Raw genomic sequence first — 21,173 nt, 5'->3', positions numbered from 1 at the left:
CGCCTTGGCGTCCCTCGCTCGGCGTCGGTTCGATGTGTGTGCCGAAAACGGGTCGTCCGGGTGGGCTGTCCACCGACAATGTGGGGATGATCGACAACACACTGTGGGTCGGAGTACTCACGGCGGGAACAGCCGTCGTCGCGAGTTGGGTGACCAGCCGGGGGACGGCCGGCGCGGCCCGCATACAGGCGCAGTTGGCCGCGAGCAGCCAGCAGGCGGACCGTACGAGGTCGGCGCGTCGCACCGCGTACGTGGACGTCATCGAACAGGCGCAGCACATGGCGGACCTCTACTGGAAGGTCACCGACGCCCAGGAGGGCACCGACGATCGCGACCGGCTCCGCCTCCTCCGCGATCTGCGGCTCAGGCTCCGCGACGAGTACGCCGTACTGCGGCATCGCGTGTGGGTGGTGGAACTGGAAGGGCCGCAGGAAGTGGCCACGGCAGCGGATCGACTCAGGCGCGCGACCTCGGCCAACTACCGGGCCCTTGAAGCCATGATCCGAGGCGAGGCCGACGCGGGACAGCGGTTCAGCGACGCCTACGACCCGTTCTGGCAAGCCGTCCTCGCGTTCGTGAAGACGGCCCGAGAGACCATCCAGGGCGCCGACATCACCCTCGCGAACGGTCGCTAGCGGCATCGGGGGTACGCATGGCGCGCCCCACGTCGGCGGCGCTCTCGGGGCCACATCGATATGGCGGCGAGGGAGAGTCCGGTGTCATGGCTGGTGCCCGCCGGCAACCACTGTTCCCCGGTCGGTCGACCACGGCAAAGGAACGAACGACGGCTACCGCTTCAGCGCCCGGTAGCGCCTCAGGAGTATGGAGATCCTTTCCGGGTCGGCACGGCTGTTCAGCTCTGTCAGCAGATCGTCGGGGCAGAGTTCGTAGAGGTCTCCCCACCAGCGCCGGCCCTTGTTGTCCCAGATCCGGTATCCGCCCGGCACCCCGCGCGCCACGTACCGCCGTTTGCTCACACGCCGCCCCTCTCGCTGTTGGTGGTTCCAGTCAGCAAAGCAGGCCGGTCCGCAGAACACGACCTGATGACGGCCGTGGCCTGCTCGGGGTGTTCGCTCAAACATCTGCCGAGGTGGTCCCGTACCGTCTGTCGGAGGCAGGTGCGCACCTCGGGGTTGCCCAGCACCCTGTGCGTGGCACCCTCGAACTCCGGACGGTCCACTTTCACGGACACGACCGCCGTCAGACCCGCGATCGTCCGCTCGGTGTCGAGGTCGGGCTCCGTTGCCGCGAGCAGCCGCCGCTCGCGCGCGAACGCGGTGACCGCGGCCGCGACCCCTTCGTGGAAGCCCAGCTCGTGCGTACCGCCGATCGTCGACCGACTGTTGGCGAAGGTCCGGATCCGCTCCTCGGGGGAGTCGGACCAGTGGAACGCCACCTCCATCACGCCCGCCATCCGCGGGTCCTCGTGCTCGAAGGAGACGATGTCCGTGGTCGCGGGCCCCGGCGGGCGACCGCCGTCGAGGAGGTCGACGAGGTCGCGGGCCCCGCCCGGGAAACTGAACCGGAGCGAACGGGGCGCGTCCGCGCGCCTCAGGTCGGCCAGCGACACCTCCAGACCCCGGTTCAGGAAGGCCAGTTCCCTGAAGCGCTCCGCCAGGCTCTCGAAGGAGAACTGCGCGGTTCCGAAGATGTCGGCGTCGGGCCAGAAGGCGATGACGCTCCCGGTCCCCGCCGCCGCTCCCGCCTCCGTGAGCGGGGTGACGGCCTGACCACGTGCGTACTCCTGGACCCAGCGGACTCCCTCGTGCCGTACCTCGGCCGTCATCCGACGGGACAGGGCGTTGACGACGCTGGGGCCGAGGCCGCAGAAGCCGAGCGTCACGTCATGGCGGTCGTCGCTCCCCGCCCCGGTCCCCATCAGGGTGAGCAGGGCCTCGATCCCCGGACCGTCCGCGTCCTCCGGTCCGCCGAAGGGAACGCCCGGCCCGTCGTCGGCGACCGACACACCGCCGTCGGGCAGGAGGGTGATGTCGACGGAGCCGGATCGGCGCGCCACGGCGATGTTCACCGCCCGATCAGCCACCTCGAACACCAGCTGGTTCAGGCCGCGTTCACCTGTCGAGCCGACATACATACCGGGCCGCCTCCGAACCGCTTCCCACCCCACCACTACCTCGATGTGGCTGGCGTCGTACGTGGTCTCTTCCTGCGTCACGATGTCCCCCTCGGACCGAGCCCGTCAACACGCCTCAGGTTAGGCGAATCTCCAGAAAACGCCAGGTCAGAGGTGGTGTGGCGAGGGCTTCGGTTGGCTTCCGGGCGACGTTCCGGCGACGTCCGGCCGAGGGTGCGCACCCCGCCGTCGGAATGCGGCCACGGTCCCGCCGAGCCCGCGCACGGCCCCTTTTCCGGGAGCCCTCAGGCCACCAATTCACCTTGCAGGCAACGGAGTCGGTGCTGTCCGCCGTGCCGGCCGATCGTGATAGGCAGGGCACATGTTGGGCCGACTTCCTCTCAGCGAGCAACTCGACGGCTTGCGATCCATGCTCTCGCAGAACGAGATCCTCACCGATGTCATGGCCCGGGCGGCCACGCTGGATTTGCCCGGCTGGTACGTGACGGCGGGCTGCCTCTTCCAGACCGTGTGGAACGTGGCCACCGGCAGACCGGCGGCCAACGCCATCAAGGACTACGACCTCTTCTACTTCGACGACGGCGATCTCTCCTGGGACGCCGAGGACGCCGTGATCAAGGCAGGCCGGGCCGTGTTCGCCGACCTGCCGGCCGAAGTGGAGATCCGCAACGAAGCGCGCGTCCACCTCTGGTACGAGCAGAAGTTCGGCGTGCCGTGTCCGCCGCACACGTCCACGGAAGCCGCGATCGACCGCTTCGCCGCGACGACGTGCTGTCTGGGTGTCCGGCTGGCGCCCGACGGCGGCTGGCGCGTCTACGCGCCCCACGGACTCTCCGACGTGTTCAACCTCGTCGTACGACCCAACCCGGTCCTCGCCCCACGAGAGGTCTACGAGACCAAGGCGGCCCGTTGGAAGAGCGAGTGGCCGGAGCTCACCGTCCTGCCCTGGCCGAACTGAGGCACCGGTCATGTCCCGGCAGGGGCCGTGGTGGCCTCGGGAGGAGCGAGGGATCCCACTGTACGAACCTACGGAAACGCCACGTGCGGTCAATGCCCCGGAACCCGGTTGAGCTGCGGATCCGGTGGTTCTCGGGGGCTGCAGCGCGTGCCCGGTGCCACCGCGGGCTGACGGGCACCCCTGGAGAGGAAGGGTGACCTGGTGGCTTCGGAAGGCGGAGCGCCTGTAGAGGCGTGCACGAAACGACCGGCGCCGAGAGGTCACAGCCGGTGAAGGGAGGCACCATGACCATGGTGCCGCAGAGTGGTGCCGGGGTCGCCCGGGGTGGCGGATCCAGCAGTCTCTACGACGTTCTGGAACTCATCCTCGACCGCGGTCTCGTGATCGACGTCTTCATCCGCGTGTCCCTCGTGGGCATCGAGATCCTGAAGATCGACATCCGGATCGTCGTGGCGAGCGTCGACACGTACTTGCGCTTCGCCGAGGCGTGCAACCGGCTCGACCTGGAATCCGGCCGGAAGGCACCGGCGAAGCTGACCGACCTCGTCGGCGACAGTGTGGAATCGGCGGCGCGCGGCAAGTCCAAGGGCGCGCTCAGCGGTGCCGTCGAGGCGGTCACCGAGACGATCCGTGACGTCACGGGCCAGGAGGGCGACGAGAGCAAGGCCGAACCACGACGGAGACCGGCCAGGCGCTCCACCCGGCGCGACTGAATCCCGTTCGGCGATCACCGGCGGACAAGTGGCTCCGGCCCACCCTTCGGGCAAGCCGCTCAGCCACCCGTGAAATACGACGGTGAGCGCACGCGCATGCTGCCGGCGAGCCTGCGCAGGAGACCCTCGCCGACCGGCGGAGTCCTGGCCTGGACGACCGCGACCGTGTCCCCGACCCGGGTGAAGTACTCGACGTAGTCGTACCTCGACCACCGCCACACGCCGGGAGCCACCGGTGTGCAGGCGGGGGAGGGCACCGGGTAGACGCTCGTGAGCGCGGCGCAGTGGGAGGGCGGGGTGAAGCCCGGCTGCACGGGGCCGACGGTCACCTGGATCTCTCGTTTGAGGTCGTCCATGGTGTCCTCGCCACTGAGGTCGTCGGGCGTGATCCGGTAGTAGAAGGTGCGGTCGTCATCGGCCGCCGATTTCTGCGCGCCGACGCCGTCGAGGTGGTAGCCCGTGGGCACGCGAGGGCCGAGCAGGGGGACACGCACGGCGGTCAGCTCCGCGTCCTGGCGGCTGTGATCGTGCCGCGTGGTGGCGAACGAGTCGAGCGGCATCAGCAGGACCAGGGCGAGGGCCACGGCCCCTCGCGACCACAGCGGTCTCCGGGACTGGGTGAACCAGGCGGCGAGGGCGAACACCGCGACAGGCAGGGCGGGTTGGAGGTACTGCGTGCCGCCCGGGAGCCACTGCAGCGTTGTGATGTTCCGGGCCAGGTACCAGGCGATGCCGGTGCCGAGCAGAGCGGTGAGCCAGGCCGGCCGGACGTTGACGAGGCGCAGGGCGGGCCAGGTGAACAGGAAGACGAGGAAGGGCAGGACGTAGGACCACGCGAGGACGTAGACGAAGCAGCCGTACTCCGGGGCGTTCCGGCAGGCGCTGGAGTCCAGCAGCAGCCACGTCGCGAGCAGGGAACAGGCCGCAGCCGCGAGTCCGACTCCGGCAGCCCGCGCCGCGCGCTTCGCGTGCCGCGACCGTGCCACGGCCGCCGGTTCTGCCGGCGCAGTGTCCATTCTGTCCTCCCCCGATGTGCTCGTGAGCGTAATGGATCAGCTGAACCGACCTCGTAGACAACGCAGTTGAATCAAGCCAAGGTGCTCCGGCCGTCGTGAGCGAGCGGTGGACAACGAAGATCCTTTCTGGCGGTCCCTCCGTACAACCGTGCGGCGCCGAACCACGTCTGACGCGGTGGACCTCCCGATCCCCGTCGGTCGCCCTACGCCTCGCACTTGTCGCGGGACGGACCGCGTCCCCCGGCCGCGGTGATCGGGCACCGCCCAAGTCGTCGTCGAAACAAGGAAACATGCGAAGAATCCTCCTGCTCCTCACAGCGGTGTTCGCCGCCCTCGCCGGCCTGGTGGTCCTGCCCGCCACGCCCGCGCTCGCCGCCTCGGCACCCGCGTCGTCCACCGGCCAGCGCTGGGCCCTCAAGGTCAACGGGAAGTACGTGACCACGGAGGTGAACGACTCCGGCGACCAGAAGGGCAAAATCAGGGCGGTCTCGACGTCGAGGACCAGCCTCGAGACGTTCACCCTCCACACCGACAACATCGACTCGGTCGGCTACGGCACGACGGTCTCCCTGCGCAACGAGGAGAACGGCCTGTACGTGACCTCGGAGGCCGGCTACACCGGCGTCCAGGCAGGGATGCTGCGGGCCCGCGGAACCAACACCGGTTCCTGGGAACGGTTCTACGTCGTCCCGCAGGGCGGAAACGAATACGCCCTGAAGTCCGCCGCGAACCCGGACCTCTTCATCTCGGCCCGCTTCAACGCCACCGGGGACGATGCCGGGCTGCTGCGCCCCTACGCGACCTCCGTCGGAAGCTGGGAGCGTTTCACCTTCGAGCCGGTCGGCGGCACGGGTGCCACGACCGACCCGCCGGTCCCGACGGCGACGGCTTCCGGCCGGCACGACATCGCCTCGTGGAACGTGTGCGCGAACAACAACAAGAGCGCCGAGTGCAAGCTCAAGTTCGCGTCCGGTGAGACGGTCGGGGACCAGGTCGCCGCCGGCCTGGCCGGCTCCCTGAACCACCGGCCCGAGGCCGTCTTCTTCCAGGAGATCTGCGAGAAGGCCGTGAAGCCGCTCGAACTCCAGCTGGAGAGCCGCCTCGGCGGGGGCTGGGACGTGCGGTTCGCCCCCACCTACTACCAGGTGATCGACTACACGGCGGGGCGCCCAGTGGACCCGTCCCTGAAGGCCCAGAAGAACTGCATGGACAGTGACGGCACCGACCGGGGCGCGTTCGGAATCGCCCTCGCGGTCAAGGACACCAACACCTGGTACCGCGGGTACACGCTCACCTCGCCCGATCGCAAGGAGCAGCGGCCGGCCCTGTGCGCGGCACTTCCCGACGACGGGGCGGTCTACTGCAACGCCCACTTCAGCAGCGGCTCCTACTTCGTCGACGGCGTGCAGCAGGGCGACGACCCCGACGGCACGGCCCGCCGACAGCAGGCCGAGCAGTTCCGGGCCGTCGTGGACGGATTCCCGGCCGGCTACACGCCCTTCTACGGCGGGGACCTGAACACGACCACCGGAGACGTCTCCTTGCTGTCGCCCCTCTACACCTCCCGTCAGGAATGCGGTCAGTCCGGCCCCGACGCCCCGCACACGGGGGCTCCGACCGACGGGAACAATAAGATCGACTACATCTTCGGCCCGGCCGGCCCGGCCTACGGCTGCGAGGTCGTGGACCCCGGCCTCTCGGACCACCGCCTCATCCACGCGACCGTCACGTTCTGACCGTCACGTCCCGACGTCGTGGCCGGAGTTCGTGAGCTCCGGCCACGACGGACCCCGTCCGCCGCCCCGTTCGGAGGCGGACGGGGTGCTGCAGGGATGGGAGCCCATCCGTGCGGAGGTGGCTCCTGTCCTGCCGGTACGGGCGCCGCCCCGTGCGGCGGCGGCCCGCGGTCCGGCCCGGTCGGTTTTCCCGGCCGGCCCGGACGGTTTCCCTAGCCCGCCCGGCAGCTCAGGACCGGTGTGCCCGCGCCACCCGGCGCCGCACCGAACCCGAAGCCGGTCGAGGCGCCGGCCGCGATCGCGCCGTTGTGGTCGGCGTTGCTCGCGGTCACCGTCTTGCCCACCTGGCTGTACGTGGCGTTCCACATCCCGGAGATGGTCTGGCTGCCGGCCCATTCCCAGGTGACCTGCCACGACTTGGTCGTCGAGGAGCCGGTGTTGGTGACCGTGACGTCGGCGTTGAATCCGCCGCCCCAGTCGCTGCTCACCTTGTAGGTCGCCGTGCATCCGCTGGAGCCGCCTCCGGTGCCCGAGGTCGTCGCGGAGACCGACGTCGACGCCGCGGAGGTGTTGCCGGCCGCGTCACGGGCCCGCACCGTGTAGTCGTAGCGGGTCCCCGCGGTGAGGCCCGAGTCGGTGAAGGACGTGCCCGTGACCGCGCCAGCCTTGGCCGTACCTCGGTACACGTCGTAGCCGGCCACTCCGGTGTCGTCGGTGGACGCCTTCCACGACAGCGAGACGCTCGACGACGTGGTGCCCGTGACGGCCAGCCCGGTCGGCACCGAGGGCGCGGTCGTGTCCCCGCCGCCGCCCCCGCCACCGGTGAAACCGGGCGCCTTGATGGACGCGAGATAGCCGTCCTTGACGGTGTCCACGGTCTGCCAGTCGTCCTTGAGGATCCCTCCCGTGTCACCGGAGTTCGGATTCCACGACCAGAAGGTCCAGTTGAAGCTGTCGGCCCCGTAAGTGCCGGTGGGACGCAGATAGTCGACGAGCGCGGCGAGCCACTTCTGGTCGACCGTCGACTGCAGGGTGGTGCCGAACTCGCCGAGCCAGACGGGGGCGATGTTCTGCTTGAAGATGTAGCCCCAGTACTTGTCCCACACGGCCGGCATGTTCGCCGGGAACGACGGGTCGCTGAACCAGGACTGCTGCGCGACGCTGGTGGCGTAGTCGTGGGCCGAGTAGACCAGACGGTTGGCGACGTTCAGGCGCACGGGCGCGTTGGCGACACCGGCGAGGTTCCCGCCCCACCAGCCGCTCACGCCGTTGACCGTCTGGACGCCCTCGACGAAGATCAGCAGGCTGGAGTTGACGGACAGGACCGCGTTGCCGGCCCGTTCGGCGGCCAGCCGCCAGTCGGTGCTCGTGTCGCCGCATCCCCAGCAGGCCGGATCGTGCGGTTCGTTGTGCAGGTCGATCCCGATCACGGCGCTGTTGCCCTGGTAGCGGGCCGCCAGCGTCTTGAGGTCCGCGATCCAGGTCGTCTCGGGGACGGCGGAGGTGTACCAGAGCGCCGACTGCGCCGAGGAGTCGGGCCGGTGGCGGTCGAGCACCACCTTGAGACCGACCGAGCCCGCGTAGTCGACGAGCTTGTCCATCACCTGGAGCGAGTTGAGACCCTGGAGGTCGGCGTTCATCCCGTTGGCGTAGGAGATGCCGTTGGGCTGGGTGCCCTTGAAGATGTCGTCGCTGTAGGGCAGGCGGATGGTGTTGTAGCCCAGGGTCCTCATCTGGTCGATCATCGACTTGTAGTCGCGCGACCAGAGGCCGTGGGCCACGTAGTTGGACGTCTCGAACCCGAACCAGTTGATGCCCGCCATGCGCACCGGCTGGTTCTGCGCGTCCAGGAGCTTGCGGCCGTCGGTGTGCCAGTAGCCGGCGCCGGCCGCGGCCGCCGCGGCCGACGAGGGTGAGGGGGCGACGGCCGCCCGGGCGGGCACCGTCAGCGTGAGGGGAACGAGAGCCGCGAGGGCCGCGGTGAGGCACGCGACCAGGGCACGCCTGACGCGGAACGAGGGTGGGTGACGCATGGGGTCCTCTCCGTGTGGGAGCGCTCCCATTTGCGGGCGCGCGTCTCCGGGCGGGCAGGATCATGGGCATCCGGCATGGCGGCTCCCGCGGACCGCCGGGAGTGTCCCGCTCCCGGCGGCCGGCTCGTCGAAGCCGGACTGCGCACATGGAAGCCACTAAGCGTGTTCGCGTCAATACCTCGCGCGGGGATCGCGTTCCTTCGAGCCTTGTCGGCCACGGGTGCACGCTGTTTCGGCCAGAACCATGCCCTTCTGGCCAAGGAGGGTTTCGCCCTGCCCCCGGCTTCTTCGCCGGATGCCGCCGGGGATCTCTCCGGAGTCCTCCGTGTCTCGCCGCCCGGTCCGCACGCGTGGGGCCGCGGTGGGTCCATGCGTTGAAGTCATCGGGTGATGTGCCGTCAGAAATACACTCCGTGCACGGGTGTTGACATTCACACTCCGAACGCCGCAGTTTGGGAGCGCTCCCACCGCAGTTGCCCTGTCCCGCCGTCACCTCGGTGACCGGTCACCGTCCGCACGAGGCGGCGAGAAGTCCGGATCCATGTCCGGACGACGCCGCAGCACGCTCGCGCCCGGCGACCCCAGCTCCACGTCGCGCGACGCATGCGGTCGCACCTCCGGCATGCCTGAACGCGACGCCCGTCCGGCGGGCTTCCCTCCGGTGTGCCCTGCCGTGGCACACCGGACGGCCGCCTGCGCACCCGCACACCGCCCGTACTCGCCTGCTCTCCCCAGGAGATGGCCGATGCCTTCCCGTAGACCCGATCCCACCGTGCGCCGAGGCGGACCGAAGCGGACCGCCGCTCTGGCCGTCGGCGCCCTGCTCGGCGCCCTGTCCATAACCGCCCTCCCGACCACCGCGAGCGCGGCCGCCAAGCTCGACAATCCCTATGTCGGTGCCAAGGCGTACGTGAACCCCGACTGGTCGGCCAAGGCCGCGGCCGAGCCGGGCGGTTCGGCCATCTCGGACCAGCCCACCTTCGTCTGGCTCGACCGGATGGCCGCGATCCAGGGCACCGCCGACGCCCGGGGTCTGAAGGCCCACCTCGACGCGGCCAAGGCCCAGGGCGCCAACCTCGTCCAGCTGGTCATCTACGACCTGCCCGGCCGGGACTGCGCCGCCCTCGCCTCCAACGGCGAACTCGGTGCCGACGACCTGGCCACCTACCAGAGCAGCTACATCGACCCGATCGCAGCGATCCTCGCCGACCCCGCCTACGCGAGCCTGCGGATCGTCAACCTCATCGAGCCCGACTCGCTGCCCAACCTCGTGACCAACGCGGGCGGCACCGCCGGCTCCACGACCCAGTGCGCCACGATGAAGGCGAACGGCAACTACGAGAAGGGCGTCGGCTACGCCCTCCACACGCTCGGGGCGCTGCCCAACACCTACAACTACATCGACGCGGGCCACCACGGCTGGCTCGGCTGGGACAGCAACCTCACCCCGGCGGCCCAGGAGTTCAAGAAGGCGGCCACCACCAGCGGCGCCACCGTGAACGACGTGACGGGCTTCATCGTCAACACCGCCAACTACTCCGCCACCAAAGAGCCGTACGTGAAGGTGACGGACACGGTGAACGGCCAGACGGTGCGGCAGTCGAAGTGGATCGACTGGAACCAGTACGACGACGAGAGCTCGTACGCCCAGGGCCTGCGCACCGCGCTCGTCGCCCAGGGCTTCGACTCCGGCATCGGCATGCTGATCGACACCTCGCGCAACGGCTGGGGCGGTTCGGCCCGGCCCACCGGCCCCGGCCCGACGACCAGCGTCGACGCCTATGTGGACGGCGGCCGCATCGACCGCCGCATCCACGCCGGAAACTGGTGCAACCAGAGCGGGGCCGGCATCGGCGAACGCCCGGCGACCGCACCCGACACCGGAATCGACGCCTACGTGTGGGCGAAGCCTCCGGGTGAGTCGGACGGCGCCAGCCAAGCCGTCGACAACGACGAGGGCAAGGGCTTCGACCGGATGTGCGACCCCACGTACACCGGGAACGGACGCAACGGGAACAACCTCACCGGAGCGCTGCCCAACTCCCCGCTCGCCGGGCACTGGTTCTCCGCGCAGTTCCGTCAGCTGCTCGCCAACGCCAACCCGCCGCTGAGCGGATCGGGTGGCGGCGGCGGAAGCGACACGCAGGCCCCCACCGTTCCCGGCGGTCTCACGGTCGGCTCCACGACGAGCAGCAGTGTCGCGCTGAGCTGGACCGCGTCCACGGACAACACCGCCGTCACGGGGTATGACGTCTACCGCGACGGCACCAAGGTCGGCAGCGCCACCGGTACGTCCTACACGGACAGCGGGCTCGCCGCCTCCACCACGTACAGCTACACCGTCAAGGCCAAGGACGCCGCCGGCAACGTCTCGGCCGCCTCCACGGCGGTGTCCGCCACCACCAAGGCGTCCAGCGGAGGAGGAGGGTCGACGGGTCTCAAGGTCCAGTACAAGAACAACGACTCCTCCACCACCGACAACCAGGTCAAGCCCGGCCTCAAGCTGGTCAACGGCGGTACCGCCGCGGCCGACCTGTCCAAGGTGACCATCCGCTACTGGTTCACCGGGGACTCCTCCGCCGGCTACCAGACCTTCTGCGACTGGGCGCAGCTCGGCTGCTCCACGGTGAAGACCTCGGTGGGCGCCGTGTCCCCGAGCCGTACGGGCGCGGACCACTACCTGGAGGTGGGCTTCAACTCCGGTTCCCTGGCGGCCGGGGCGGACAGCGGTGACCTTCAGCTCCGCATGGCCAAGTCGGACTGGTCGAACTTCAACGAGGCCGACGACTACAGCCGCGGCGCCGGCACCTCCTACGCCGACGCGGCCAAGGTGACCGTCTACGTGTCGGGCACCCTGGTCTGGGGCACCGAGCCGTAGACCGGACGGCAACGCACAGGGGGCCGGGGCGGCGACGCCCCGGCCCCACGCCGCCTGTGCTGGACGCGTCCGCTCAGTCCTCCCAACGTGGTGCGGCGCAGCTGTCGCGGATGACGAGCTGTGTGGCGAGTTCGACCCGCGGCAGGTCGACGTCCTCCCCGTCGATCAGCCGCAGCAGGGTCCGGGCCGCCATGGCGGCCATGGCCTGCAACGGCTGGCGGACGGTGGTCAGGGCCGGGTCGCTCCACCGGGCGATCGGGACGTCGTCGAAGCCGACGACGCTGATGTCGTGCGGAACGCGCAGCCCTCGTGCCCGCAGCGCCGTGTAGGCGCCGAAGGCCTGGAGGTCGCTGGCCGCGAACAGAGCGGTGGGCAGCGGCTGTCCGGTGCGCTCGGCCTCGTCGAGCAGGGCGTCGGTCTCGGCGCGCCCCGAGGCGTCGGTGAACTCCCCGTACCGCACCTGCCCCTCCGGCAGGTCGAGTTCGGCGGCCTCCATGGCGGCGCGGAAGCCGTCGGCACGGGCCCTGCTGCACAACAGCTGCCGGGGGCCCGCGAGATGGGCGATCCGTCGGTGGCCGAGCCCGATCAGATGCTCGGTGGCCGCGACGGCACCGGCCCAGTTGGTGGCACCGATGGTGGGCACACCGGCCTCCACCGTGCCCACCGGGTCGACGAGGACGAACGGCACCCCGAGCGACGTCAGTTTCGTACGCTGGCGCAGGTTGAGGTCGGAGACCACGAGGACGGCGCCGTCCGACCTGCGCGCGGTCAGCTGCTCCAGCCAGGCGCTGGTGCCCGCGCCGCTCCCGTGCGCGGCGGAGAGGACCATGCTGACGCCCGCGGCCCTCAGGGTCTCCTCGGCGCCCCGGATGATCTCGATGGACCACAGGCTGTCGAGTTCGTTCAGGACGAGGTCGACGATGCCACCGCGGCGACGGCCGCCGCGCCGCTGGTAGTGACGTCGCGCCACGATCTCCTGGACGCGTTCACGGGTGGCGGCCGACACGTCGCTGCGCCCGTTGAGGACCTTCGAGACGGTGGCGGTGGAGACACCGGCCTCGGCGGCGATGGTTCCGATCGTCACCTTGGCCCCCGGCTGACTGCTCATGCGCCCTGTGTGCCCCTTCCGCGTCCGGCCGCGCGGCCCGCGCGACCCGTCCCCTGCCGGTCAGCCTAAGGCGGGGGCCGCGCCGGACGACCCGGCCCCCGTGCGTCGGGCACCAAGGCCCGCTCGTGCTCACCGTTCGTCGTCGCACCCCTGGTAGCGCAGGTCCGTGAAGTCCGCGGGGAGGCGGGCGCCGGTGAGGTCCTGGGCGCACAGCCCGACGAACGCGCCCGTGAAGCCCCAGCTGCTGAAGTGCCCGTCCGCGTCGCCGACCGTGGCGTGCTCGTCCGACAGCCGCGTGGCGTCGAGGGCCGGGCCGAGGGGGGACCAGGTGTCCGTCCGCGCGTCCCACCAGGAGAAGGCGGCCTCACCGCCGAGTCCGGTGAGGCGCAGTCGCAGGGGCCCCTCGTCCGGTACGGGCACGGGGGCGGCGGTCTCGCTGTAGCGGCCGTGGTCGCACACGGCCTGCCGGAGCACCCGGCCGAGCCGTTGGTCCCGGGTGATGTGCGCGTAGTGCCACAGACCGGCATTGTAGAAGTGGACGAGGCCGGCCATCTGCTGCGGCGCGGCGGGGGCGAACGAGACGGTGGTCTCGAACCGGAAGCGCTCGTGCTGCTGCCGGCGCGCCACCAGGCTCTGGCGGTGCCGGGAGGAGAGCGACTCCTCCCCGTAGAGGCGCAGTCCGCCGGACCGCGGGGCGGACGTCAGCCAGCGGGGGTCCGGGTGGCGGCGCAGGGTCATCCACTCGGGACCCGGGAGGCCGGCCGGGGACGCTGCCCGCGGCACGCCCGGGACCGTCGCGGGGCGCGCCGGGGAAACAGGTGCGGGCACGTGCACGGCGGGGCGCCCGGCACCGGCGTCGCCCTCGACGACCGGCCAGCCCTCGTCCGTCCAGCGCACCTTCTGGATCGCGGTCTCGCGGCCCAGGACGCAGGCCCCGAGCGGGGTGAGGGGACGCGCGGTCAGGTGCGCGAGGTACCAGTCGCCGTCGGGAGTCTCGACGAGGCTGCCGTGCCCGGCCTTCTGCAGCGCGAGGTGTTCGTCGCCGGCGGACGTGAGCAGGGGCCCGGCCGGGTCGGGGGTGTACGGACCGGTGACGTCACGGGAGCGGGCGACCGTGACCGCGTGTTCCCAGGAGGTGCCGCCCTCGGCCGTGACCAGGTAGTACCAGCCGTCGCGCCGGTAGAGGTGCGGGCCTTCGGTACGGCCGAGTCCAGTGCCGGTGAAGACACGGTGGACCGGTCCCCGCAGGCCCCGCGCCGCACGGTCCCATTCCTGCAGGAGGATGCCCGCGAACGGGTCGTGGCCGGGCCGGTGGTCCCACTCGAGCCACAGCAGCCAGCTGCGTCCGGTGCCGTCCGGACCGGTGTCGTGGAACAGCGAGGGATCGAACCCGTGCCCCGCGACGGGGACGGGGTCCGACCAGGGGCCGGTGGGCGCGGGCGCGGTCACGACGTAGTTGTGCACGTCCTTGAAGGCGCCCGCCAGGCTCTTCACATCGGAGTAGACGAGGTGGAAGAGCCCGTCCGCGAAGGAGAGACAGGGGGCCCACACGCCCCCGGAGTCGGGCACGCCGACCAGGTCCAGCAGGCGCTCCTCGGTCAGGGCGCCGCCCAGCGGCTCCCAGTGCACGAGGTCGCGCGAGTGGTGGAGCGTGACGCCGGGGAGCCACTCGAAGGTCGAGGTGGCGAGGTAGTAGTCCGGGCCGACCCTCAGCAGGGAGGGGTCCGGGTGGAACCCGGTGAGCACCGGGTTGCGGATCAGCGCCCGGCTGTCGTCGGGGACCGGCACGGGGTGTCCGGTCGCGGGTAGGGCGGCGGTCATGCGGGTCCTCGGGGCTCGATGGGCTGACGTCGTACGACGGTTCGGCGGTGCGGGCTGCTCACGTCCCGGTGCTCATCCCTTCACGGCGCCGGCCATGACGCCGGAGACGATGCGGCGGGCCAGCACGGCGAAGAGCGCCAGGACGGGCAGGACGGAGACCACGACACCGGCGAGCATCAGGGTGTAGTCGGTGTAGTAGCCCGCCGCCAGCTGGTTGAGGGCGATCTGGACGGTCCCGTTCTCCGGGGGCAGGGCGATCAAGGGCCAGAAGTAGTCGTTCCAGGCGAACATGAAGGTGAACATGCCGAGGACGGCGGCCGTGGAGCGCACCCCCGGCCAGGCGACGTACCAGAAGGTGCGCAGCGGTCCCGCCCCGTCGACGCGGGCCGCCTCGACGAGCTCGTCGGGGATGTTCTCCTCCATGGCCTGGCGCATCCAGAACACTCCGACGGCGGACACGAGGGCGGGCACGATCAGGGCGCTCAGCCGTCCGTACAGACCCATGTCGGTGACCAGCAGGTACAGCGGGATGATGCCGAGCTGGGTCGGCACCATGACGGTCGTGACCACGACGACGAGCAGGGCGTTGCGGCCGGGGAAGCGGAGCTTGGCGAAGGCGAAACCGGCCAGCGAGGACAGCAGTACGTTGCTGACGGCCGTGGAGGCGGCGACGGTCACGGAGTTGCCGAGCGCCTTCCAGAAGTCGACCGTGTCGAAGACCCGTCCGATGTTCTCGAACAGGTGGCCCCCGGGTGCGAGGGACGGAGTCGCCCCGCCGAGAACGGAGTTGTCCCCGTGGGAGGCGACCACGAACGTCCAGTACAGGGGGAAGACGGAGGCCAGGACGACTGCGGCCAGCAACGCGTAGGCCAGGGGGCCCGCGCTGTCGTGGTGACGGGGACCGCCGCCGCTGCGGACGGAGCGCCGCGAGGCGTGGGCGCCCGGCCGGGGGGTGTCCCCGGCGGTCGGGCGGCCGGCGGTGTCCGGGCGCGGACCGCCGGTGGCGAGTGGCGAGGCCATGGGCGTGGCTCCTCTCGGGGTGACCGGTCTCCGCGCGGAGACCGGACACCGGGTCAGCGGGCGGACCCGCCCAGGCGGCGGACGACGAGGAAGTTGACGGCGGCGACGGCGGCGATGACCAGGAACAGGACCCAGGAGATGGCCGAGGCGTAGCCCGCGTCGTTGTTGATGAAGCCGTACTTGTAGAGCATCAGCGTCAGCGTCTGGAACTGGTGCTCGGTGCCGCCCTCGGCGTTGGCCTGCGGGTCGAAGAGGAACGGCTCGGCGAAGAGCTGGAGCCCGCCGATGGTGGAGATGACGACGGTGAACAGGAGGGTGGGCCGGATCGCGGGCAGCGTGATGCGCCGGAAGGTCAGCAGCCGGCCGGCGCCGTCGACGAGCGCCGACTCGTAGAGGTCGCGTGGTACGGCCTGCATGGCCGCGAGGTAGATCAGGGCGTTGTAGCCGGTCCAGCGCCACATCACCATGCAGCTGATGGCCAGGTGCGAACTCCAGGTGTCGGCCGTCCAGTCGACCGGATCCCTGATGAGTCCCAGCTGTTCCAGCACCCAGTTGACCACGCCGAAGTCGCGCCCGAAGAGCTGGGAGAAGACCAGGGCGACCGCCACGACCGAGACGTACTGCGGTACGAGGACGAGGGCGCGCCAGGCGGTACGGGCCCGGAGCCGCCGGTCCAGCAGCCAGGCCACCGCGAGGGCGAGCACCAGCTGCGGGACCGTCGACAGCAGGAAGATGCTGAACGTGTTGAAGGTGGCGGTGTAGAAGTCCGGGTCGTCGAACAGGTCCCGGAAGTTGGCCAGTCCGGTGAAACCCCCGTCGCCGGTCAGCCGGTCCCAGCGGTGCAGCGAGACCCAGAGCGTGTACAGCAGCGGGTAGAGGCCGAAGAGCGCGAAGACGAGGAAGAAGGGGGCGATGAAGCCGTAGGGGACCAGTCGGCCGGCGCGCCGGGGCCGGATCCCGGAACGAGGGGGCCGTTCCGGCGCGGACGCGAGCGTGCGCGCGGTACCGGCGGCGTCGACCGTCATGGTGGATCCTCCAGTCGGAGACAAGGGGGAGAGGGTGCTGCCGAGGGCGCGGGCGGACCGGTCAGTGCTTGAGGTTCTTCTCGGCGTCCGCGAGGGCCTTGCTCCAGGCCGCGGCCGGAGACTCCTTGCGCTGCTCGACCAGCTGGAGGGCGTTGGCGAAGGGGATGCGCACCTGCTGGTCCTTGGTGCCGCGGAAGCTGGGGCGCAGGTTCTTCGCCGAGGCGGCGAAGATCCTGCCGGTGGGCGCGTCGTTGAAGTAGGCCTTGCGGGTGTTCTGGACCGCCGGGTCGGACAGGGCGTCGGTGAGAGAGGGCAGTGAGCCGGTCGGTCCGGTGAAGATCTTCTTCTCCGAGTCGGCCGAGGTGAGGAAGTCGGCCAGCTCGGCGGCTTCCTTGGCGTGCTTGCCCTGCTTGGGCACGGTCAGGAACGAGCCGCCCCAGTTGCCGCCCCCGCCGGGGACGGAGGCGATGTCCCACTTCCCGGCGCCGGCCGTGCCGGCCGCGGTCTGGATGAGACCGGTCATCCAGGCGGGGCAGGTGATGGTGGCCATCTTCCCCTGCTTGATGCCGGCGTTCCACTGCTAGCTGAACGGCACGAGGTTCGCCGACTGGCCGTCGGCGGCCGCCTCGGACGTGGCGGAGAAGAACTTCTTCACGTCCGGGTTGGTGTCGGCGACGTAGGAGTCGGACCGGTCGAAGAAGCCGATCTCGGTCTGGTTCATCATCGCGCTGAAGACGTTGCCGGCCGAGTCGAACCACGCGTGGTCCTTCACCTTGGACCTGAAGGTGTCGCCGGCCTTGAAGTAGTCGTCCCAGGTGGGCCACAGCCTGCCGACGTCCTCGCGGTCGGTGGGCAGCCCGGCCTGCCGGAACAGGTCGCGGCGGTAGCAGATGGCCAGACCGCCGACGTCCGTGCCGTACCCGAGGACGAACTTCCCCTGGTCCGTCGTGGCCTGGGACCACTTGTAGGGCAGGTACTCGTCCTTGCGGCGCAGCGCGCCGTAGTCGGCGAGGTTGACGAACTTGTCCGACAGCTGACGGAACTTGGGCAGGTAGCCCTCCTCGACGGCGACCACGTCGGCGGCGCCGCTGCCCGAGGCGAGCTGGGTGGCGAGGCTGTTGTGGTGCTGGTCGAGCTGGGAGACCCGCTCCTTGACCGTGATGCCGGGGTGGGACTTCTCGTAGGCGGCGATCAGCGGCTTGTAGCCGAAGTCGGCGAAGGTCGCGACGGTGAGGGTGATGTCGCCGCCGGACCCGGCGGATGCGGACGAACAGCCGGTGAGGGTGACGAGCACGGTCAGACCGGCGGCCGCGGCGAGAAGCCGGCGGATGTGCGAGGGGCCCATGGAGACCTCCGGAGGGCAGCGGGGATGGACGGGAACGGGTGGGGGAGACCGTCGCGCTCCCGGCGAGGACGGCCGGTGCGGCGTCGCGGCTCGCACAACGTGCCGTCCGTCGAAACTGAGGGTCAATGGTTTCGTTGAAGTTTCGTGAATCCGCGACCTCGGCGTGACCTCCACCGACCGCTCTGGGAAGCCGACTTACCGGGCTCCGCCGCGAACGCCCAATGCCTCCGACTTTCGACTTCGGCTCCGCCACCTGCCGAATTCTTCGAAACTTACGTGATTCATTGACGGCGACTTCGAGGGTCCGCACGATGCCGGGCGACACATCGACCCGTCCCAGGGAGAGTTGAATGCATACGTTGCGAAGACGAGCGGGGCTGCTGCTCGCCGGCCTGACGGCGGCCGCGACCCTCGGCTCGCTCGGAGTGGCCTCCGGCACCACGCAGACCGCCGTCGCCGCGCGCGACCTGCCGGCCGACGGCAAGGTCCTCGCCCTCATGGGCCAGGACAGCGACACCCTCTCCGACTACAAACGGGACGTGCTGGACCAGTCCTCGCTCGACGCCCCGACGCCCGGCGGTGTCACGCTCTACACCAACATGGTCCTTGGCGGTAGCCCGGAACCCCTGGCCGGCATGAACAGCCCCGCCAACTGGGGCTCCGGAACAGTGGACTTCGCCGGCACGCTCGCCCAGTACCCGAACGCGGCCCTGGCCGTCGGCCTGTATCTGTCCGATGCCACGAGCGGCTGCAACAACCAGCCGCTGCGCGCCATCATCGGCACCTCCGACAGCGACGTCACCGCGGGCGACCCCAGCCTCGTCACCCGGTACCGCGCCAAGGTCGACGAGATGGTCAACAAGCTCAAGGGCTACAACCGCCCGGTCTACCTGCGCATCGGCTACGAGTTCGACGGCCCGTGGAACTGCTACAGCGCCGACTTCTACAAGCGTGCCTTCGCCTACATCAAGGGCCGCATCGACGCCCTCGGGGCCACCAAGGTCGCCACCGTGTGGCAGGCCGCGGCCTGGCCGCTCAACACCAGTACCGACCACCCGGAGTGGAACTACGTCGTCACCGACTCCGCCCACTACGACACCTGGTACCCCGGTGACCAGTACGTCGACTGGGTCGGACTGTCGGCCTTCTACGGCAGCGGATCGGTCACCACCCAGTGGGGATGCAGCAGTTACGACACCTCGCCCACGGCGCTTCAGGACCGTGTCCTTAACTTCGCGCGCGGGCACGGGAAACCGGTGATGGTCGCCGAGTCCTCGCCCCAGGGCTACGACAACGGCGGACACGCCAAGAGCTGCATCATGCGCAAGAACCGGGTCGCCGCCGGCGCGGACACGATCTGGAACGAGTGGTACAAGCCCTACTTCGCCTGGATCGGCGCCAACCGCGACGTGATCCGCGCCGCCGCGTACATCAACACCGACTGGGACGCCCAGACGCAGTGGCAGTGCGCCGACGGGGCCGCGGCCGGCGGCACCGGCTGCTCCAACGGGTACTGGGGTGACGCCCGGATCCAGGCGGACCCGACGATCCGTGACCGCTTCCTGAACGAACTGCGCGGCTCCCAGTGGGTCGGCGGCACGGGCACGACGCCGGGCGGCGGCGACACCGGAACGCCCACGCCCAGCCCTACTCCGACCCCCACGCCCACCCCCACCGACCCGCCCTCCTCGGCCGGCTTCACACAGGGCGTCACCCAAGGCGCCAACCCCGTCGTGTGGTTCAAGCCCACCGGCTTCACCGCCACGTTCGTCACCGTCCACTACCGCGTGAACGGCGGCGCCCAGACCAACTACTTCCTCACCTGGAACGCCTCGGCGAACCGCTGGGAGAAGCCGGTTCCGCTGAACGCGCACGACACGCTCTCGTACACCTTCGACTACCAGCCCGCCGGCCAGACCTCACAGATCACCAGCCAGGCCTTCACCTACACCGCGCCCTGACCGTTCCGGGGTCCGCCGCGCAAGGCGGACCCCGGCACCAGGGGGTGGCCGGGGACGTCCCGGCCCCATGGCGCCCAGCGCGACCGCAAGCCGGGGACACCGCCTCGGCCGGCAGGTGAACGCACGTGAACGCAGGCCAGGCGGTCTAGCGGCCGGTATACGAACGCCCGTGACCGGATAGTGCTCTTGACGGTAAGTCAGTCCCACCTTCACCATCCAGGCACCCCATTCACTCTGGAATCCCGGAGACCCCACGTATCGCAGCAACAACTCCGCCGGATTCCCTGGAAATCGGAGCCCCCCACATGAAGCTCTCCCTTTCCGGGCGTGCCTCGGCGACCGCCGTCGTCGCGGCCGTCACGCTGCTCACCTGCGGTTCCATAACCGGGGCGGCCCCCGCCCCCGCCGCGGCGGCCGCCGCACCCGACATCCCCGTCGCCAACGTCAAGGCCCATCTCGCCCAGCTCCAGTCGATCGCCACGGCCAACGGCGGCAACCGCGCGCACGGCCGCACCGGCTACAAGGCGTCCCTCGACTACATCAAGGCCAAGCTCGACGCCGCCGGGTTCACCACGACCGTCCAGCAGTTCACCTCCAGCGGCCGGACCGGCTACAACCTGATCGCCGACTGGCCCGGCGGTGACACCGGGCAGGTCGTCATGGCCGGCTCCCACCTGGACAGCGTGACCGCGGGCCCCGGCATCAACGACAACGGCTCGGGCTCGGCGGCCGTGCTGGAGACGGCACTCGCCGTGGCGCGGACCGGATACCAGCCCACGAAGCACCTCCGGTTCGCCTGGTGGGGCGCGGAGGAGCTGGGCATGGTGGGATCGCGCTACTACGTCAACAACCTCACCACGGCGAACCGTTCGAAGATCAGCGGCTATCTGAACTTCGACATGATCGGCTCGCCGAACCCCGGGTACTTCGTCTACGACGACGACGCGGCCATCGAGAAGACCTTCAAGACGTACTTCACCGGGATCGGCGTCTCCACGGAGATCGAGACCGAGGGCGACGGGCGCTCGGACCACGCGCCCTTCAAGAACGTCGGTATCCCGGTCGGCGGTCTGTTCAGCGGCGCCGACTACATCAAGACGTCCGCCCAGGCCGCGAAGTGGGGCGGCACCGCGGGCAAGGCCTTCGACGCCTGCTACCACTCGTCCTGCGACACGTCGTCCAACATCGACGACACGGCCCTGAACCGGAACGCGGACGCGCTGGCGTACGCGGTGTGGTCGCTCTCGGCGTAGACGCTGGGCGCCGGCACTCCGCCGGTGCGGCGACCGATCGGGCCCCGGGAGGTGCCCGGTCGCTCCCCGTGAGACGCCCGGCGGGCGCGGACAGGGTCCCACGAGCCCTGTCCGCGCCCGACCGGGTCACCCGTCCCTGTCCGACCCCAGGATCACCAAAGTAAGAATCTTCCTAAAACGGGCAATCTGGTCGAGGGTGCTGCTTCGGATT

General features: G+C 70.2%; 17 protein-coding genes. 7 read left to right on the top strand and 10 right to left on the bottom strand.

Annotation, left to right across the window (positions count from 1 at the left end):
• Window positions 1-86: 86 nt before the first annotated feature.
• Complete coding sequence (locus tag IO36_RS13380) at window positions 87-635, top strand: hypothetical protein (protein ID WP_037619700.1); 549 nt, start codon at window positions 87-89, stop codon at window positions 633-635.
• A 153-nt stretch (window positions 636-788) separates the two neighbouring features.
• Here IO36_RS13380 and IO36_RS13375 read toward each other — a convergent pair whose 3' ends face one another.
• Both IO36_RS13375 and IO36_RS13370 read right to left on the bottom strand, forming a co-directional pair.
• Window positions 789-977, bottom strand: a complete 189-nt coding sequence (locus tag IO36_RS13375; RefSeq protein WP_037619699.1) for a hypothetical protein — start codon at window positions 975-977, stop codon at window positions 789-791.
• Complete coding sequence (locus IO36_RS13370; RefSeq protein WP_245173256.1) at window positions 974-2,176, bottom strand: DNA topoisomerase subunit B; 1,203 nt, start codon at window positions 2,174-2,176, stop codon at window positions 974-976. Before IO36_RS13370 ends, IO36_RS13375 begins: the two co-directional genes overlap by 4 nt.
• Window positions 2,177-2,456: 280 nt before the next feature.
• Between IO36_RS13370 and IO36_RS13365 the strand changes: the two genes are divergently transcribed.
• Both IO36_RS13365 and IO36_RS13360 read left to right on the top strand, forming a co-directional pair.
• Complete coding sequence (locus IO36_RS13365) at window positions 2,457-3,053, top strand: nucleotidyltransferase family protein (RefSeq protein WP_037619697.1); 597 nt, start codon at window positions 2,457-2,459, stop codon at window positions 3,051-3,053.
• Between the two features lie 284 nt (window positions 3,054-3,337).
• Window positions 3,338-3,766 carry a gas vesicle structural protein GvpA gene (locus tag IO36_RS13360; RefSeq protein WP_209441196.1) on the top strand — a complete coding sequence of 143 codons (429 nt, stop codon included), beginning with the start codon at window positions 3,338-3,340 and terminating at the stop codon, window positions 3,764-3,766.
• Between the two features lie 59 nt (window positions 3,767-3,825).
• Here IO36_RS13360 and IO36_RS13355 read toward each other — a convergent pair whose 3' ends face one another.
• Window positions 3,826-4,782: a hypothetical protein gene (locus IO36_RS13355; RefSeq protein WP_037619695.1), complete on the bottom strand. Its 957-nt coding sequence runs from the start codon at window positions 4,780-4,782 to the stop codon at window positions 3,826-3,828.
• A gap of 290 nt (window positions 4,783-5,072) precedes the next feature.
• On the opposite strand from IO36_RS13355, the gene IO36_RS13350 reads away from it, so the two are divergent.
• A complete protein-coding gene (locus tag IO36_RS13350) occupies window positions 5,073-6,518 on the top strand; it encodes an endonuclease/exonuclease/phosphatase family protein (protein WP_158997328.1) in 1,446 nt (481 codons plus the stop codon).
• Between the two features lie 212 nt (window positions 6,519-6,730).
• Here the strand turns inward: IO36_RS13350 and IO36_RS13345 are convergent, their stop codons facing one another.
• A complete protein-coding gene (locus IO36_RS13345; RefSeq protein ID WP_037619693.1) occupies window positions 6,731-8,551 on the bottom strand; it encodes a cellulase family glycosylhydrolase in 1,821 nt (606 codons plus the stop codon).
• A gap of 745 nt (window positions 8,552-9,296) precedes the next feature.
• On the opposite strand from IO36_RS13345, the gene IO36_RS13340 reads away from it, so the two are divergent.
• Window positions 9,297-11,429 carry a glycoside hydrolase family 6 protein gene (locus IO36_RS13340; RefSeq protein WP_037619692.1) on the top strand — a complete coding sequence of 711 codons (2,133 nt, stop codon included), beginning with the start codon at window positions 9,297-9,299 and terminating at the stop codon, window positions 11,427-11,429.
• Window positions 11,430-11,502: 73 nt separating this feature from the next.
• Here the strand turns inward: IO36_RS13340 and IO36_RS13335 are convergent, their stop codons facing one another.
• The 6 genes from IO36_RS13335 to IO36_RS49150 all read right to left on the bottom strand — a co-directional run bounded on the left by IO36_RS13335 (window position 11,503) and on the right by IO36_RS49150 (window position 17,748).
• On the bottom strand, window positions 11,503-12,537 hold the full coding sequence (locus IO36_RS13335; protein ID WP_037619691.1) for a LacI family DNA-binding transcriptional regulator: 1,035 nt from the start codon (window positions 12,535-12,537) through the stop codon (window positions 11,503-11,505).
• 129 nt (window positions 12,538-12,666) lie between these two features.
• Window positions 12,667-14,358 carry a glycoside hydrolase family 43 protein gene (locus IO36_RS13330; RefSeq protein WP_037619690.1) on the bottom strand — a complete coding sequence of 564 codons (1,692 nt, stop codon included), beginning with the start codon at window positions 14,356-14,358 and terminating at the stop codon, window positions 12,667-12,669.
• Between the two features lie 72 nt (window positions 14,359-14,430).
• Window positions 14,431-15,378, bottom strand: coding sequence for a carbohydrate ABC transporter permease (locus IO36_RS13325; RefSeq protein WP_078943166.1), 948 nt, complete (start codon window positions 15,376-15,378; stop codon window positions 14,431-14,433).
• Window positions 15,379-15,431: 53 nt separating this feature from the next.
• Window positions 15,432-16,403, bottom strand: coding sequence for a carbohydrate ABC transporter permease (locus tag IO36_RS13320; protein WP_078943165.1), 972 nt, complete (start codon window positions 16,401-16,403; stop codon window positions 15,432-15,434).
• A 61-nt stretch (window positions 16,404-16,464) separates the two neighbouring features.
• Window positions 16,465-16,968, bottom strand: a complete 504-nt coding sequence (locus IO36_RS49155) for an extracellular solute-binding protein (protein ID WP_342455116.1) — start codon at window positions 16,966-16,968, stop codon at window positions 16,465-16,467.
• 15 nt (window positions 16,969-16,983) lie between these two features.
• Window positions 16,984-17,748: an ABC transporter substrate-binding protein gene (locus IO36_RS49150; RefSeq protein WP_342455114.1), complete on the bottom strand. Its 765-nt coding sequence runs from the start codon at window positions 17,746-17,748 to the stop codon at window positions 16,984-16,986.
• A 350-nt stretch (window positions 17,749-18,098) separates the two neighbouring features.
• On the opposite strand from IO36_RS49150, the gene IO36_RS13310 reads away from it, so the two are divergent.
• Both IO36_RS13310 and IO36_RS13305 read left to right on the top strand, forming a co-directional pair.
• Window positions 18,099-19,709, top strand: a complete 1,611-nt coding sequence (locus IO36_RS13310) for a glycoside hydrolase family 26 protein (RefSeq protein WP_037619689.1) — start codon at window positions 18,099-18,101, stop codon at window positions 19,707-19,709.
• 305 nt (window positions 19,710-20,014) lie between these two features.
• Window positions 20,015-20,962 (top strand): M28 family metallopeptidase, encoded by a 948-nt coding sequence (locus IO36_RS13305; RefSeq protein ID WP_037619688.1) that lies wholly within the window; start codon window positions 20,015-20,017, stop codon window positions 20,960-20,962.
• The last annotated feature ends 211 nt before the right edge of the window (window positions 20,963-21,173 follow it).

The sequence above is a fragment of the Streptomyces aureus genome (assembly GCF_000725495.1).
GTDB classification, from domain to species: Bacteria; Actinomycetota; Actinomycetes; order Streptomycetales; family Streptomycetaceae; genus Streptomyces; species Streptomyces aureus_B.
The sequence above is the reverse complement of the archived record's forward strand: the minus strand, read 5'-3'. Positions and strand labels throughout refer to the sequence as shown.